Below are 13,599 nucleotides of genomic sequence, written 5' to 3'. Positions count from 1 at the left end.
TAAACATGGATATCGATTTTAAGAAATCCCCCGACGGCCTCGTGCCGGCCATTATACAGGATGCAGCCACCCTGCGGGTGCTGATGCTGGGGTATATGAACCAGGAAGCGCTGGATAAGACCTTGCAGGAGAAAAAGGTGACCTTTTTCAGCCGTTCCAAGCAACGTTTATGGACCAAAGGCGAGGAAAGCGGCAATTTTTTGCTGCTGCAGGACGTTAAATTAGACTGCGACAATGATACTTTGCTGATTAAAGCGAACCCGGTAGGCCCGGTGTGTCATACCGGCGCAGATACCTGCTGGAATGAGCAGAATGTCAGCAATGATTTCCTGGCCACGCTCGAGAGCGTGATAACAGACCGGAAGAATAACCCTTCTGAAAAGTCTTACACGGCCAGCCTCTTTGCAAAAGGGATCAATAAAATAGCCCAGAAAGTAGGGGAGGAAGCAGTAGAAGTAGTGATAGAGGCGAAAGATAACAACGAAGAGCTGTTCCTGAACGAGTCTGCTGACCTGCTGTTCCACTACCTGGTGCTGCTCAATGCCAAAGGATACCGTTTATCCAATGTGCTGAACGTGCTCAAAGAGCGACACAAGTAGGTTATTTTTTATATATTTATACAATGAAGCAGTTATTTTTAGCGGTCTGCTGTGTTGCCTGTGCCACGGTTGCCAATGCTCAATATACCATATCCGGAACGGTGAGTGGTGCGGATGGGAAAAAACTCTACCTGTTCGACGACGCGGACAATGCACCGAATGACTCTGTGGTGCTGAAGAACGGCCAGTTCAATTTTACTGTAAAGGAAACCAAGGAGCCTTCTGTTCATGCGCTCATCCTCGAAGGAATGGACTATCCCATGTTATTCGTGCCTGGCGCTACTCCCCAGGAGTTGAATACCAGCCTGGACAAATTCCCGATCGCAGCATCTTTAAAGGGCAATGATAACACCAAAGCCTTGCAGGAATACCAGCAACTCTTCCAGCCTCTGATCGCCAGAGCCCAGGCCCTGAATACCGAAGCCTCAAGCATTGCAGGCGACGATGAGGCTGCCAAGGAAGCCTTTCGTAAAAAAGCCGCCGGTTTTAGTGAAGATGTGGTAGCCACTGGTAAAACCTTTATCAAACAACATCCTAAAGCGCTGGCCAGCCTTTGGATGCTTATAAATGAGCTGAGGCCCCGCCTGCAGCCGGATGAGTTCGAAGGCTTGTTCACCGGCCTGGATAAATCACTGCAAACCAGCAAATACGGCCAAAGCGTAAACCAATATATTAAAAGCCTGAAGCTGAGCGGTATTGGCGTGATGGCGGAGGATTTCGCGCAGAACGATGTGGATGGCAAACCCGTTAAACTGTCGTCTTTCCGCGGTAAATACGTGCTGGTGGATTTCTGGGCCAGCTGGTGCGGTCCCTGCCGCCAGGAGAATCCAAATGTGGTGAAGGTCTTCAACAAATACAAGGATAAAAACTTTACCATCCTCGGCGTATCGCTCGATGAGGATAAGAGCCGCTGGACGCGCGCCATCAACCAGGATGGCCTGTCCTGGACGCATGTGTCTGATCTCCAGGGTTGGAACAACGGCGTAGCGGTACAATACGGCATTCGTTCCATTCCTTCCAATTTCCTGGTAGACCCGCAGGGCCGCATTGTTGCACGCAACCTTCGCGGCGGCGCTTTGGAAGCTAAGCTGAATGAAATATTGAAATAAGTCATTAGCTGTTAGTCGTTAGTCATTAGTAGTTACGGTCGATGCAAGCTCCACTTCATCCCCTAACGACTAATGACTAACGACTAACGACTTTTTACAACTCCTCCCGCTTATCACAATCAGTTTGACTTTGCCCCGCTGTTTTCCCAAATTTGTTATCGGAAAGCAAAATGGAGTAATATTATTATGAAGAGAGCTATACTGACTGCTGTGCTATTGGCGCCGGTAGTCTTGTTTGCACAGGGTGAGAAACCGTTTACTATTGAAGGAACAGTTGCGCAGCTAAAGAAACCTGCTAAAGTATACCTGAAGATACGTAAAGGCGACGAAGCCTCACTGGACAGCGTCACCGTAAAGGATGGCCACTTCACCTTCAAAGGAACCATTAAGGAGCCGGCAATGGCCAGCCTCATGATGGAGGTGACCGACCAGCCAGGCGATTTGCCCCGTACCATGAAACGCGATGTACTGACGCTTTTTATGGACAAAGGCGTTATTACCATTAATACACAGGATTCTATCAGCAAAGCTGTTGTGAAAGGTTCTGCAGCCAATGATGCTTATGAAGAGCTGAATAATATGCTGCAGGATGTTACGGCCCAGATCAAATCCCTGCAGACGGAATACCGCCAGCTGTACATGTCTAAAGATGAAGAAGGCATGAAAAAGCTGGAGCCCCGCTTTGATGAGCTGGAAGCAAAGGAGAAGTCCATTACACGTCAGTACCTGGACAAAAACCCCGCTTCTCCCATCGCTATGTACGCGTTGAATGAATATGCAGGCTACGAGATCAATCCCACCGATGTAGAGCCTGTATTCAATAAATTAGCAAAGAAAGTAAAGCACTCCCAGGCCGGACAGGCATTTGTAAAACGCCTGAACGCTGCCAAGAGAACAGCAATAGGACAACCTGCTATCGACTTTGCACAGACCGGTGCTGATGGTAAGCCTATCAGCCTTACTTCCCTCAGGGGCAAATATGTGCTGGTAGATTTCTGGGCCAGCTGGTGTGGTCCCTGCCGTGCAGAGAATCCGAATGTGGTAAGGGCCTACAGCAAGTACAAAGAAAAAGGCTTTGAAATACTGGGCGTATCCCTCGACGATAAAAAAGACAAATGGCTGGCAGCTATCCAGATGGATAATCTCTCCTGGATCCATGTATCCGACCTGAAAGGTTGGAAGAATGCCGCTGCAGAATTATACAGCATACGCGCCATCCCGCAGAACCTTCTCATAGACCCACAGGGCGTTATCATCGCTAAGAACCTTCGCGGTGAAGCGCTGGAAACAAAACTGGGTGAAGTAATAAAATAGTTGACAGTCGTTAGTTGTCAGTCGTCAGTAACCGATGGAAGATAATAATTGCTCCGACCACTGACGACTGACAACTAACGACTGTCAACTTCTTTCCTTGTCCGTTTCAGAGAAAAAATCGTTCATAAACGAACAGGATAAGCTCCCACCTAACATTCTTCAACACTGATTCTTAATGTATTAGCAAGCTTCCCGCATTTGGCATCCTGTTAGAGATCAACTGGTTATTACTTAACGCTAAAACAAGCATTATGAAAAAGTTGATCCTGGCAGCATGGATGGTCATATCATCTGCCACCCTGATAGCCCAAAGCGGTGGGAATAAGAAAGTGAATGTAAGCTTTAACGCTGCTTTCCCGGAGGCTGCCAATGTTTCGTGGAGCCAGAAGAAATCCTTTGTGGTGATCAGCTTCACGGAGTATAGTCAGCCCGTACAAGCCTATTTTGATTATGACGGCAACAAGATCGCTGTAACCCGTAACGTTCGCCTCAATAACCTGACCATGCCCGCATTAAGCGCCATTCAAAAAAAGTATATTGGTTATAACTATGTGGGCGGCGTAGAAATGAACCATTCCGAAGACGGCCACAGCTACTATGTTTCCCTGCAGAAAGACAGCCGGCGCGTAATACTGAGAGTATCGCTGGAAGGTGATGTGAAAGTATTTAAGACCATGAAAGTAACAGATATTAACCTTCCCGCCTTTGCTATGACTGAAGACATCCTGAAGTAAGGCATGCTCCGTTAAATGAATACAAAAGTTATCCTGTATGATGATTGAAACCGTTCTACTCGTAAACCTGCCTGCAGGTCAAAACCAGCCGGCCAATTTTTTATTTGTTTATTTACGAAATGTTCGTAGATTTACGAAAAGATCGTAAATTAGTAGCCTAAACAGCATCATATGGAAAAGCTGACGCAGCAGGAAGAGGCCGCCATGCAGGCAGTATGGCAAACCGGGAAAGGGATTGTAAAAGATTTCCTGGAGGCCCATATGGCCCCGGCGCCGCCCTATACCACACTGGCCTCCACTATCAAGAACCTGGAAAAAAAGGGCTTTCTGCAAAGCCGCAAAACAGGTAACGTATATGAATATACGCCCGTGATAGCGGAGGAGGAGTATAAAAAGAAATTCATGAATGGCTTTGTGAAGAGCTATTTCGAGAATTCTTACAAAGCCCTGGTCACCTTCTTTGCGAAGGAAAAGAAGATCAGCCCTGAAGAGCTGAAAGAGATCATTAAGATGATTGAAAAGAACGGATAAAAAACTGCTTACATGCCCGCACTATTGATATACCTGTTAAAAGCCAATATAGCGCTTACGCTGTTCTTCCTTGCTTACCGCTGGGGACTGAGAAGGCTCACCTTTTATGTGCTGAACCGTTTCTTCCTGCTGGCGGGCATCCTGTGCTCTTCCGTATTTCCGCTGGTAGATGTGAATAACCTGCTGGAACGTCATCATGAGATAGGGCAGGTAGTGGCTTATGTGCCAGACCTGAGCGCTCTGCGGGCGCAGCCGGAACCAGGCTTTACCGTGTGGCACCTGTTGGTGTATGTTTTCTGGACAGGTGTGATGGTAATGAGCATCCGGTTTATAGTACAGCTGTCTGCTTTGTGGCGCATCCATCGTAAGTCGCGGCCAGGTACGCTGCAACAGCATCCGGTAAAGCTGCTGGGCAGCCGCATCAATCCCTTCTCTTTCTTCCGCCATATATACATCAATCCTTCCCTGCACCAGCCATCCGAGCTGGATGCCATCCTCCGCCATGAGCTCGTGCATGTAAAGGAGTGGCATACATTAGACGTGCTGACGGCAGAGCTGAATAATATCTTCTACTGGTTCAATCCCGGCGCCTGGCTGATGAAAACAGCCATACGGGAGAACCTGGAATTTATTACAGACCGCCGCATGTTGCAGCAGGGAGCCGATCCTAAAGCATATCAATACAACCTGATAAAAGTTAGTGGAATTCCATACGCGACGGCCATCGCAAACAATTTCAATTTCTCACATCTGAAAAACAGAATTAAAATGATGAATCAAAAACGTTCTGCAAAATATAACCTGGTACGCTACCTCGTGTTGGGTTGCGTGGTGGTGATCGCGTTGTTATCGCTTAATTTCAGCCGGGCCGCGTTCTATGGTAAGCAGATCACGATTGTTGCGGATACAGTGCCGGCTCCGCCGCCTCCTCCGCCGGTGCTCGCCCCGGTAGCGCCTGAAAAACCGCTGAAGAAAAAACCATTGGTGCCTCCTGTTCCTGATGCTCCCGGCGAAGTGCCGGCTCCCGTTCCGCCTTCTCCGCCGCCCGTTCCTGCTGCCCCTGGGAAAAATGCAATGCCCCCGGCACCTCCTGTACCTCCGGTACCGCCCGCTCCCAGCAAGGTAGTGGTATTCGATGCGCTATCTTCAGATCAGGGAAAACCTCCATTGTATATTGTGGATGGTGTAAAGCAGGGGCATGCTATGCCGTTACAGCTAAACAAAGATGATATTGAATCAATAAGCGTCTGGAAAGATGAAAAGGCAATCATACGTTTCGGCGAGGAAGGCAGGAATGGTGTGATTGACATTACTACCAAAAGCTATAAGGGAGCAAAGCCAGACGTGAGGACACTCAGCACCGATACGCTGAAGCTGCAGCTCAGGGTTGATACGGCGATTAGGGTAAATACCAACGTAAATACCAATGTAAAAACCAACGTAAAGGTGAATACCAATACCAACGTCAATGTTAAAGAGGTCAAGGTTGAAAAGAACCTGAACCTTGACAAGAGCGTTAACGTTGTAAAAGTGGTACCGGCCATTAGCCTGAGAGGCATAGACAGCCTGCGTCAGCCGCTTGTACTGATAGATGGAGAAGCCAAAACAATAACGGCCCTGAATGCGCTGCCCAGTGGAAAGATTGTAACCATTGACGTATTAAAAGGAAATGACGCAATCCCGCTGTACGGCAGCAAAGCTGTAAATGGCGTTATAAATGTAAGGACCATCGACGGTGGTAAACAGTAAACCTACTTTATATCTTTCGCACAGCGGAACCCTAAATTAGCCAGTCCCGATGTAGGTGTGGTCTTCATCCTGGCTGTTACCCTGTAACCACTGCAATACTCATCGCTGCACATAAAGGAACCACCCCTGATCACCCGTTTAGGCGCCGTAGGGTCTGCGGGATCGAATCCTTTTGCCGGTCCACCAGGGTTCTGTGCAGCGTTGGGTACTTGCTGGTAATAACGGGCATCGTACCAGTCGGCGCACCACTCCCACACATTGCCCGCCATATCGTACAGTCCGTAACCGTTAGCAGCATAAGTTTTTACGGGTGCTGTATTGTAAAATCCGTCGGTCTTTGTATTCTCATAGGGGAAATGCCCATTCCAGGTATTGGCCTTTGGCTTGCCTGCTGTTATTGCTTCGCTTCCCCAGGTAAAGGGCTGCTTTGCAAGGCCGCCGCGTGCCGCATACTCCCATTCTGCTTCTGTGGGCAGCCGCTTTCCTGCCCAGCGGGCGTAGGCATTTGCATCGTCCCAGGAGATATGCACCACCGGGTGTTGCTCTCTGCCGCTAATGTTGCTGTCCGGTCCTTCGGGATGCTGCCAGCTGGCGCCCGGTACAAAGGTCCACCATTGCGATACGTCATCCAGGGACACCGCATGCTCTGGTGGAGAGAACACCAGCGAGCCGGCCTGTAACAGACTGCTGTCGGGCTCGGGCGAGCCCGGAGGCATGCCCTGCATCATTTCTTCTTTGCTGATGGGTTTTTCGGCTGTTGTTACATAATGTGTGGCAGCCACAAAAGCCGCGAATTCCGCATTGGTCACCTCGTGCTCGTCCATTAAGAACGTATCAACGCTGACTGTATGCACCGGCTGCTCATCCGCCTGGGCAATATCATCGGCAGCGCCCATAGCGAAGCTGCCGCCGGGGATCAGCACCATGTGCTGAAGGCTGTCTGCAGTTGTTGCAATACCGGTACTGTCTGCTGTTACGGGCTTGTTGGCGCCGCTTCCGCAGGAGCTCAGCACGCCTGCGCATAGTAGCAGGAAGAGGAAATTTGGTTGGTACATACTATAAAAATAAAAGGCCTTAACAATAAAATAATGACTTTTTTAATTAAAGAATTGTAAACTGCATTGTTTTGGCATATGCAACAGTTTACCGCACCTTTTAGCCGTCATGATTTCGGGGATGATTTTTTATGGGGCGTTACGATCTCCGCTTTGCAGAATGAAGGCGCCCATGATAAGGACGGCAGGGGGAAATCCATCTGGGATACTTTTGCACAGCGTAAAGGCAAGATCAAAGACGGCACCCATGCCCGCGTTGCCACCGATTTTTATCACCGGTATCGCCAGGATCTGCTGCTGGCAAAACAACTGGGCTTCTCTGTTTTCCGATTCTCTATTTCCTGGACACGTATACTGCCTAAAGGCACCGGTGAGATCAATCCTGCCGGTATCGCTTTTTATCACCGCCTGATAGACGCCTGCCTGGAGCTGGGCCTGCAGCCTTATATTACCCTCTACCACTGGGATCTGCCGCAGGCGCTGGAATCTAAGGGAGGATGGTGCCATCGTGGCGTTGTCTTCGCCTTTGAAGAATACGTACGCGTAGTGGTGAGAGAGTATGGGGATAAGGTAAAGCATTGGATCGTGCTGAACGAACCTTTTGGTTTCACCTCCCTGGGGTATATGCTGGGCGTACATGCGCCTGGTAAGTTCGGGCTGTCCTATTTCCTGCCTGCCGTGCATCACGTGGTATTGGCACAGGCCGCCGGCGCAAGAGTGGTAAGGGATGAGGTAAAGAATGCCGTCATCGGCACTACCTATTCCTGTTCACATATCGTTCCCTACACACAGAACGGCCAAGACGTGCAGGCCGCCCGCAAGGCAGACGCGCTCTTTAACCGCATGTTCCTGGAACCTGCGCTGGGCATGGGCTACCCCACGGAAGATATGCCCTTGCTGAACAGGATAGAACGGCGCTATGCGCTATGGCGCGATTGGGATAAGATGGCCTTCGACTTTGATTTTATAGGCATACAGACCTATTTCCCGCTGGTGGTGCGCTATAACCCATTTATGCCCGTGGTAAGTGTTTCTGAGGTAAAGCCCAAAGCCCGCAAGGTGCCGGTAACGGCCCTGGGTTGGGAGATCAGCGCCTCGGGCATGTATGCCATCCTGAAGCAGTTTGCAGCTTACCCTGGAGTACATCGCATTATTGTTACCGAAGGGGGAGCTGCTTTTGATGATCAGCCGGAAGGAGAGTGTGTGAAGGATGCAGGGCGTATCCAATATTTCCAGGATTACCTGGGTGCTGTTTTACAGGCTAAGAGCGAAGGAGTGCCGGTGGAAGGTTATTTTGCATGGACGCTTACAGATAACTGGGAGTGGGCAGAAGGTTACCGCGCCCGCTTTGGTCTGGTGTACGTTGACTTTAACACGCAACAACGGATAATAAAAGATTCGGGGCATTGGTTCAAAGCATTACTGACGGGCTAAAAATAAAAATGCACGTAAGACTACGTGCATTTTTTCTTTCACTCTTTACCTTTTATCTACCAATTATTATTCTGCGAAATATTCGGACTAATAGATCGCTCACTTTGCGGCACCGCCCACAAATAATCCCTTGCCGGATTAAATGACCGCTGTTCTACCAATACATGCTTTCCAAAATCTGCTCTTTCGTTGTTGAAATTATTCAATATGCCATAGGCAGGGCCAGGCATTACTGTTTCAGCGATCTTCCAGCGGCGTATATCAAACAGGCGGTTATCTTCCAGCGGAAACTCCACATGTCTTTCCCTTCTTAACACCTCCCTCAGCGCAGCCTGCGTGGGCGCCGTGGCAGGCGTTACAGCGGGCATTACGCCGGTACGTTGCCTAACGCGGTTAATGGCGTCGTACACCGTCTGATCTATCTGGTTGTTCTCGATCTTTGCTTCAGCGTAGGTAAGCAGCACTTCTGCAAAACGGAAAAGCACAATATCGTTGTAAGAATTGCGATCCCAGCTGCCGTCAATATCGGCGGGCACATATTTTTTGTAATAGTAGCCGCTGAAGGATGCATTGTTCTTACTAAGCGCATCGATAGAATTGGGCTTGGTGACATCGATGGTAAGACCGTTTACAGTTTCGCCGGGAACAAGAACGGTGAGCCTTAAACGGGGGTCACGATGATCAAATGGATGGGCCGGATCATATATGGTAGATTGGTCGATGGGCTTACCGTCGGTAGCTTCGTAAGCATCAACCAGTTTTTGCAGCGGCACTACCTGTGACCAGCCGCCCAGTGTAGGACCACCTATCCAGGTAGCAGTGGCATTGGGCAGGGTGTTCTTAACGTATTGCGCAGCCAGGATGATCTCCTTGCTGGTTTTGTTGGTACCGTTGAACAGGCTCTGGTAGTTATTATCGATGATGTAAACGTTCTGGTCCATTACCGATTTAGCGGCAGCAGCTGCTTCAGGATATTTTCCTTCATACAGCAGGGTCCTTGCTTTCAGGGCCAGGGCCGCGCCTTTGGTAGCCCTTCCGTAGTCCGATGCAGGATAGCTGAGCGGCAAAAAATTGCTTACAGTATCCAGCTCTTTTACAATGAAGTCTGCCACCTGCGCACGGGGCGTACGGCTGATATTGAATTCATCTGTTGTGGGAATATGTGTTACCAGGGGCACATCGCCGTACAGGCCGATCAGCTGCTGGTAGGCAAAAGCCCTGATGAACCTTGCCTCGCCAATGAGCCGGTTGCGCAGGCTGTCTTCCATAGCAGGTACACGATGTATGTTCTCCACCACATCATTGCAGGAGGCGATCATGCGATAAAAATTGCTCCAGAAATTGGAGAACATCCCGGTGCCAGCAGTAGCGCTGCCATTACCTACATACTGCACATCGCTGGGCCAGTTGCTCCAGGAATAGCTGTCGTCTGTTGCACAGGAGATGAATAAGCGGTTATCTACATCACCCAGCCTGCGGTAGCAGTTATTCACTGCATTCACCGCGTCGGATGTTGTTTTCCAGTAAGACTCGCGGGATACGGCATCCTGCGGTTGCTGGTCCAGGAGATCTTTTTTGCAGGCTGTAAACGAGAAACAGGTCACTGCTGCTATAAGGAATATGCTTAGTTTTTTCATGATTGCGTGCGTTTAGAATTCCACATTTAATCCAAAAGTGTAGGTCTTTACCTGCGGGTAATACCTGCTGTCATTCGGCGCTTCAGGATCTATATCGTTGGGCAGGCTGCTGAAGGTGAGCAGGTTTTGTCCGCTGACATACAGGCGGCAGCGGGAAATACCCACTTGCTGCACCAGTGTTTTAGGCAGGGTATAACCCAGCTGCAGGCTCTTTAAACGAAGGTAAGCGCCGCTTTTTACCCAATAGGAAGAGGACTGATAGTTCTGTACGCCGGTGGTCAGTCTCGGGAAAGCCGCGCTGGTATTCTGAGGCGTCCAGCTGTCTGCATGAATGGCTTTGAAATTACCATCGCTGTTGGTTGGCGCTCTTTCCATTACCAGTGTCTGGATGTCTACTTTGCCTACACCCTGGAAAAAGCCGGTGAAGTCAAAACCTTTGTAGTTAGCGCCCAGGTTAACACCGTAGGTGTAGCGGGGAATATTGCTGCCCAGGTATACCATGTCGCCGCCTACGGTTTTATCGCCTTCCTTTACCACTTTATCATTGTTCACGTCTGCATATATCAGGTCGCCGGGACCTGTACCGGATACAGGCTGCGGAGCATGCGCATCTACCTGCGCCTGGCTCTGGTAGATCCCTTCTACACGATAGCCGTAAAATGCGCCGATAGGTACGCCGGTTACATTACCGGTGTAGATATTGTTATTGTCTTTAGATACCAGGTCCGCGCCGCGCAGGCTGGTGATCTTGTTCTTTACATCAGAGACATTAGCGCCGATGTTATACTGGAACTCTTTGCCGATCTGGCCATGATAGTTAAGCGCCAGTTCCCAGCCTGTGTTCTGTACTTCGCCGGCGTTCTGCACAGCAGCATCAAGGCCTACGTACATTGGAATGCGCAGGTTGAGGAGGATGTCGGAAGTGGTCTTCTTATAGTAATCGAAAGTAACGTCCAGGTTTTTCAGCACGGTCAGGTCTACACCTACGTCCGTCATCTTGGTGGTTTCCCAGGTGAGGCCGGAGTTTGGATATACGGTGATACCGGCAGCAGGATTGAGACTGCCGCCAAAGGGATAGCTGTTATACTGGTAAGTGCTCTGGTAAGGGTAGTTGGTAGTAAGATTTAGGTTCGGGCTCACGAATACGTCGTTGCCCAGTTTACCCCAGGAGCCGCGCAGCTTCAGATTGTTGATGAAGGTAACGTCTTCCATGAACTCTTCGCCTGTGATGCGCCAGCCTGCAGAGAAGGAGGGGAACCATCCCCATTTCTGGTTGTCTGCAAAGCGGGAAGAACCGTCTCTTCTGATATTGGCTTCCAGCAAATATTTATCGTGGTAAGCGTAGTTCAACCTGCCGAAGAAAGATACAAGATTGTAAGCGCTGGCAGTTCCTTTGGCCTGTTGACCATCTGCCGCACCGGCGTTGATCTGCTCAATATCGCCATTGGGCAGGTTGGTGCGGTAACCGCTCAGGTCATCTGTAGTTTCGCTCAGGCGGGAAGCGCCGCCCATCAGCTTAAAGGCATGAAAGCCGAAGTTCTGCTGGTACTCTATTAATCCCTGGAAGTTGCGGAACCAATAACCCTGGTATGCTTTGGTGATGTTATTCTGTCCAATGGTCAGTACATTGGTGTTATCAGGAAAGTCCGTGAAATAGTCCAGTGACCTGTTGTGCGAGCTATTGTAATCTGAACGGTAGTTCACTGCTGCCAGACCGGTAAGGCTCAAGCCTTTTAGTAGCTGGTAATTGGCGCGGAAGTTACCGGTAAAGAGATTGCTCTTGTATACATAGAGGCCGCCTTCGTCCTGCAGGCGGATCGGGTTCTGACCGCCGCGTACAATGCCCCAGGTACCGTCTGAATATTTATTAACGGTGAGCGGGTTGATGATAGCGCCCTGTCCGAACTGGTACCAGGCAGAACCTTCCTGTCCCTGTGGCTCCTGCTGTTTGCCCAGGCGGGTCGAGATGTCTGCGCTGAAGTTCAGTTTTTCGGTCACCTTGATGTCTGTGTTCAAACGTACGGTGATACGGTTGTAGTCCATATTTTTGATCAGGCCGTGCTGGTCAAAGTAGTTGGTGGAGAACAGGTATTTTACATTCTCTGACCCGCCGCTGACGTTCATGCTGTGCGACTGCTGAAAACCGCTGCCGGTGAGGATGTCTTTCAGCCAATAGTTATCCGGGTAGAGATCTTTATTACGATTGGGATCATTGTAGGCGTTGATCTGTGCATCAGCATACTGTGCGCTGGCGCCTGAGTTCGTCCGCATAAGGTTCACCAGCTGCATGAATTGCTGTGCGCCTACAAATTTGGAAAGACGCGCAGGGTTCTGCCAGCCAAAGTAGTTGTTGTAAGATACTTTCGGCTTGCCACTGCTGCCACGTTTGGTCGTGATGAGGATAACGCCGTTGGCTGCACGTACGCCGTAGATGGATGCGGCGGCAGCGTCTTTCAGTACTGACATGGAAGCGATGTCGTTCATGTCGATATCATTGATGTTGTATTGCACGCCATCTACCAGCACCAGCGGATCGTTGTTATTCAGGGTACCGATACCACGTATGCGGATGGTGCCCTGGTCGGAGCCGGGTTGGCCGGAGCCCTGTTTCACGGTTACGCCGGGAGCGACGCCCTGCAGGGCAGCGGATACCTGGCCTACCGGTTTCCAGTTAACGTCTGCACCGGATAAGGCAGTAACGGCGCCGGTGAGGTTCACTTTTTTCTGTGTACCGTAACCTACTACCACTACTTCTGACATGGACTTGATATCCGGCGTCAGTTGTACGTTGATGGTAGTGCGGTCTGATATGGGCACTTCCTGTTTAACATAGCCCAGGTAAGAGAATTCCAGTACGCCGTTGCCGTCGGGCGCCTGGAGGGTGTAGCGGCCATCCGGATCAGTAGCGGTACCAGTAGTAGTGCCTTTCAATACTACGGTGGCGCCAGGGATCGGCTGACCTTTTTCATCGGTCACCTGTCCCTTGATGATGATCTGCATGGCAGCAGCGCTGTACAGCATGCCTGGCTGCGGTAATGCGGGAATGCTGCTGTTGTTGGGCAGCTGTGCTTCGGGCGCTGTTTCATCTTTGCTGTAGATGATATAGAAGCTTTCCCGGATCTTTTTATATTTCAGTTCGTTGTTGCTGGTCAGGTAGTCCAGTGTGGCTTCGAGAGATGCTTGTTTCTCCATATCGCCGGTGCTGAGCTGTTTCTGTTCCAGCTCGCTTTTGTAGATAAAGGATACTCCGAATTTTACTTCCAGCTGGTTCAGCACATTTTTCAATGATCTTGTTTTTGCTTTTGAAGCAGGCTGGGATTGCTGGCGATAAGCCGCCATATCCTGGGAATTCGCAGGCGATCCGCAGTAACAGGACACACTTATGGCTGTTACCAAGGCGGTAATAAATTTGTTCATAACACTTTTGGTTGAACGTT

10 protein-coding genes are annotated in these 13,599 nt (G+C 49.9%); 7 read left to right on the top strand and 3 right to left on the bottom strand.

The window, feature by feature from the left end; genetic code table 11:
• The first annotated feature begins 5 nt into the window (after positions 1–5).
• From hisIE to ACR9Y8_RS10870, 6 genes are all read left to right on the top strand, one after another.
• A complete protein-coding gene (hisIE, locus tag ACR9Y8_RS10895; RefSeq protein WP_481213291.1) occupies positions 6–599 on the top strand; it encodes a bifunctional phosphoribosyl-AMP cyclohydrolase/phosphoribosyl-ATP diphosphatase HisIE in 594 nt (197 codons plus the stop codon).
• Between the two features lie 23 nt (positions 600–622).
• A complete protein-coding gene (locus tag ACR9Y8_RS10890; protein WP_481213290.1) occupies positions 623–1,708 on the top strand; it encodes a redoxin domain-containing protein in 1,086 nt (361 codons plus the stop codon).
• A gap of 186 nt (positions 1,709–1,894) precedes the next feature.
• Entirely contained in the window at positions 1,895–3,022 is a 1,128-nt protein-coding gene (locus tag ACR9Y8_RS10885) for a redoxin domain-containing protein (protein WP_481213289.1), read from the top strand.
• Between the two features lie 251 nt (positions 3,023–3,273).
• The gene (locus tag ACR9Y8_RS10880; RefSeq protein ID WP_481213288.1) at positions 3,274–3,756 is read left to right on the top strand and encodes a hypothetical protein; all 483 of its coding nucleotides are present in this window, start codon (positions 3,274–3,276) and stop codon (positions 3,754–3,756) included.
• Positions 3,757–3,927: 171 nt separating this feature from the next.
• The gene (locus ACR9Y8_RS10875) at positions 3,928–4,287 is read left to right on the top strand and encodes a BlaI/MecI/CopY family transcriptional regulator (protein WP_481213287.1); all 360 of its coding nucleotides are present in this window, start codon (positions 3,928–3,930) and stop codon (positions 4,285–4,287) included.
• 12 nt (positions 4,288–4,299) lie between these two features.
• A complete protein-coding gene (locus ACR9Y8_RS10870; protein WP_481213286.1) occupies positions 4,300–6,036 on the top strand; it encodes a M56 family metallopeptidase in 1,737 nt (578 codons plus the stop codon).
• A 2-nt stretch (positions 6,037–6,038) separates the two neighbouring features.
• Here ACR9Y8_RS10870 and ACR9Y8_RS10865 read toward each other — a convergent pair whose 3' ends face one another.
• Positions 6,039–7,091 (bottom strand): formylglycine-generating enzyme family protein, encoded by a 1,053-nt coding sequence (locus tag ACR9Y8_RS10865; protein WP_481213285.1) that lies wholly within the window; start codon positions 7,089–7,091, stop codon positions 6,039–6,041.
• A gap of 78 nt (positions 7,092–7,169) precedes the next feature.
• Here ACR9Y8_RS10865 and ACR9Y8_RS10860 point away from each other — a divergent pair, with 78 nt between their 5' ends.
• The gene (locus ACR9Y8_RS10860; RefSeq protein WP_481213284.1) at positions 7,170–8,525 is read left to right on the top strand and encodes a GH1 family beta-glucosidase; all 1,356 of its coding nucleotides are present in this window, start codon (positions 7,170–7,172) and stop codon (positions 8,523–8,525) included.
• Between the two features lie 56 nt (positions 8,526–8,581).
• Here ACR9Y8_RS10860 and ACR9Y8_RS10855 read toward each other — a convergent pair whose 3' ends face one another.
• Both ACR9Y8_RS10855 and ACR9Y8_RS10850 read right to left on the bottom strand, forming a co-directional pair.
• Entirely contained in the window at positions 8,582–10,162 is a 1,581-nt protein-coding gene (locus ACR9Y8_RS10855) for a RagB/SusD family nutrient uptake outer membrane protein (RefSeq protein WP_481213283.1), read from the bottom strand.
• 12 nt (positions 10,163–10,174) lie between these two features.
• The gene (locus ACR9Y8_RS10850; protein WP_481213282.1) at positions 10,175–13,579 is read right to left on the bottom strand and encodes a SusC/RagA family TonB-linked outer membrane protein; all 3,405 of its coding nucleotides are present in this window, start codon (positions 13,577–13,579) and stop codon (positions 10,175–10,177) included.
• Positions 13,580–13,599 lie beyond the last annotated feature (20 nt).

The organism is Chitinophaga sp. SVR4-12A (assembly GCF_056754765.1).
The sequence above is the reverse complement of the archived record's forward strand: the minus strand, read 5'-3'. Positions and strand labels throughout refer to the sequence as shown.

What these genes read in the sequence shown, in the direction of transcription:
- hisIE (WP_481213291.1), top strand. Translation starts at nt 6, where the DNA reads ATGGATATCGATTTTAAGAAATCCCCCGACGGCCTCGTGCCGGCCATT.
- ACR9Y8_RS10890 (WP_481213290.1), top strand. Translation starts at nt 623, where the DNA reads ATGAAGCAGTTATTTTTAGCGGTCTGCTGTGTTGCCTGTGCCACGGTT.
- ACR9Y8_RS10885 (WP_481213289.1), top strand. Translation starts at nt 1,895, where the DNA reads ATGAAGAGAGCTATACTGACTGCTGTGCTATTGGCGCCGGTAGTCTTG.
- ACR9Y8_RS10880 (WP_481213288.1), top strand. Translation starts at nt 3,274, where the DNA reads ATGAAAAAGTTGATCCTGGCAGCATGGATGGTCATATCATCTGCCACC.
- ACR9Y8_RS10875 (WP_481213287.1), top strand. Translation starts at nt 3,928, where the DNA reads ATGGAAAAGCTGACGCAGCAGGAAGAGGCCGCCATGCAGGCAGTATGG.
- ACR9Y8_RS10870 (WP_481213286.1), top strand. Translation starts at nt 4,300, where the DNA reads ATGCCCGCACTATTGATATACCTGTTAAAAGCCAATATAGCGCTTACG.
- ACR9Y8_RS10865 (WP_481213285.1), bottom strand. Translation starts at nt 7,091, where the DNA reads ATGTACCAACCAAATTTCCTCTTCCTGCTACTATGCGCAGGCGTGCTG.
- ACR9Y8_RS10860 (WP_481213284.1), top strand. Translation starts at nt 7,170, where the DNA reads ATGCAACAGTTTACCGCACCTTTTAGCCGTCATGATTTCGGGGATGAT.
- ACR9Y8_RS10855 (WP_481213283.1), bottom strand. Translation starts at nt 10,162, where the DNA reads ATGAAAAAACTAAGCATATTCCTTATAGCAGCAGTGACCTGTTTCTCG.
- ACR9Y8_RS10850 (WP_481213282.1), bottom strand. Translation starts at nt 13,579, where the DNA reads ATGAACAAATTTATTACCGCCTTGGTAACAGCCATAAGTGTGTCCTGT.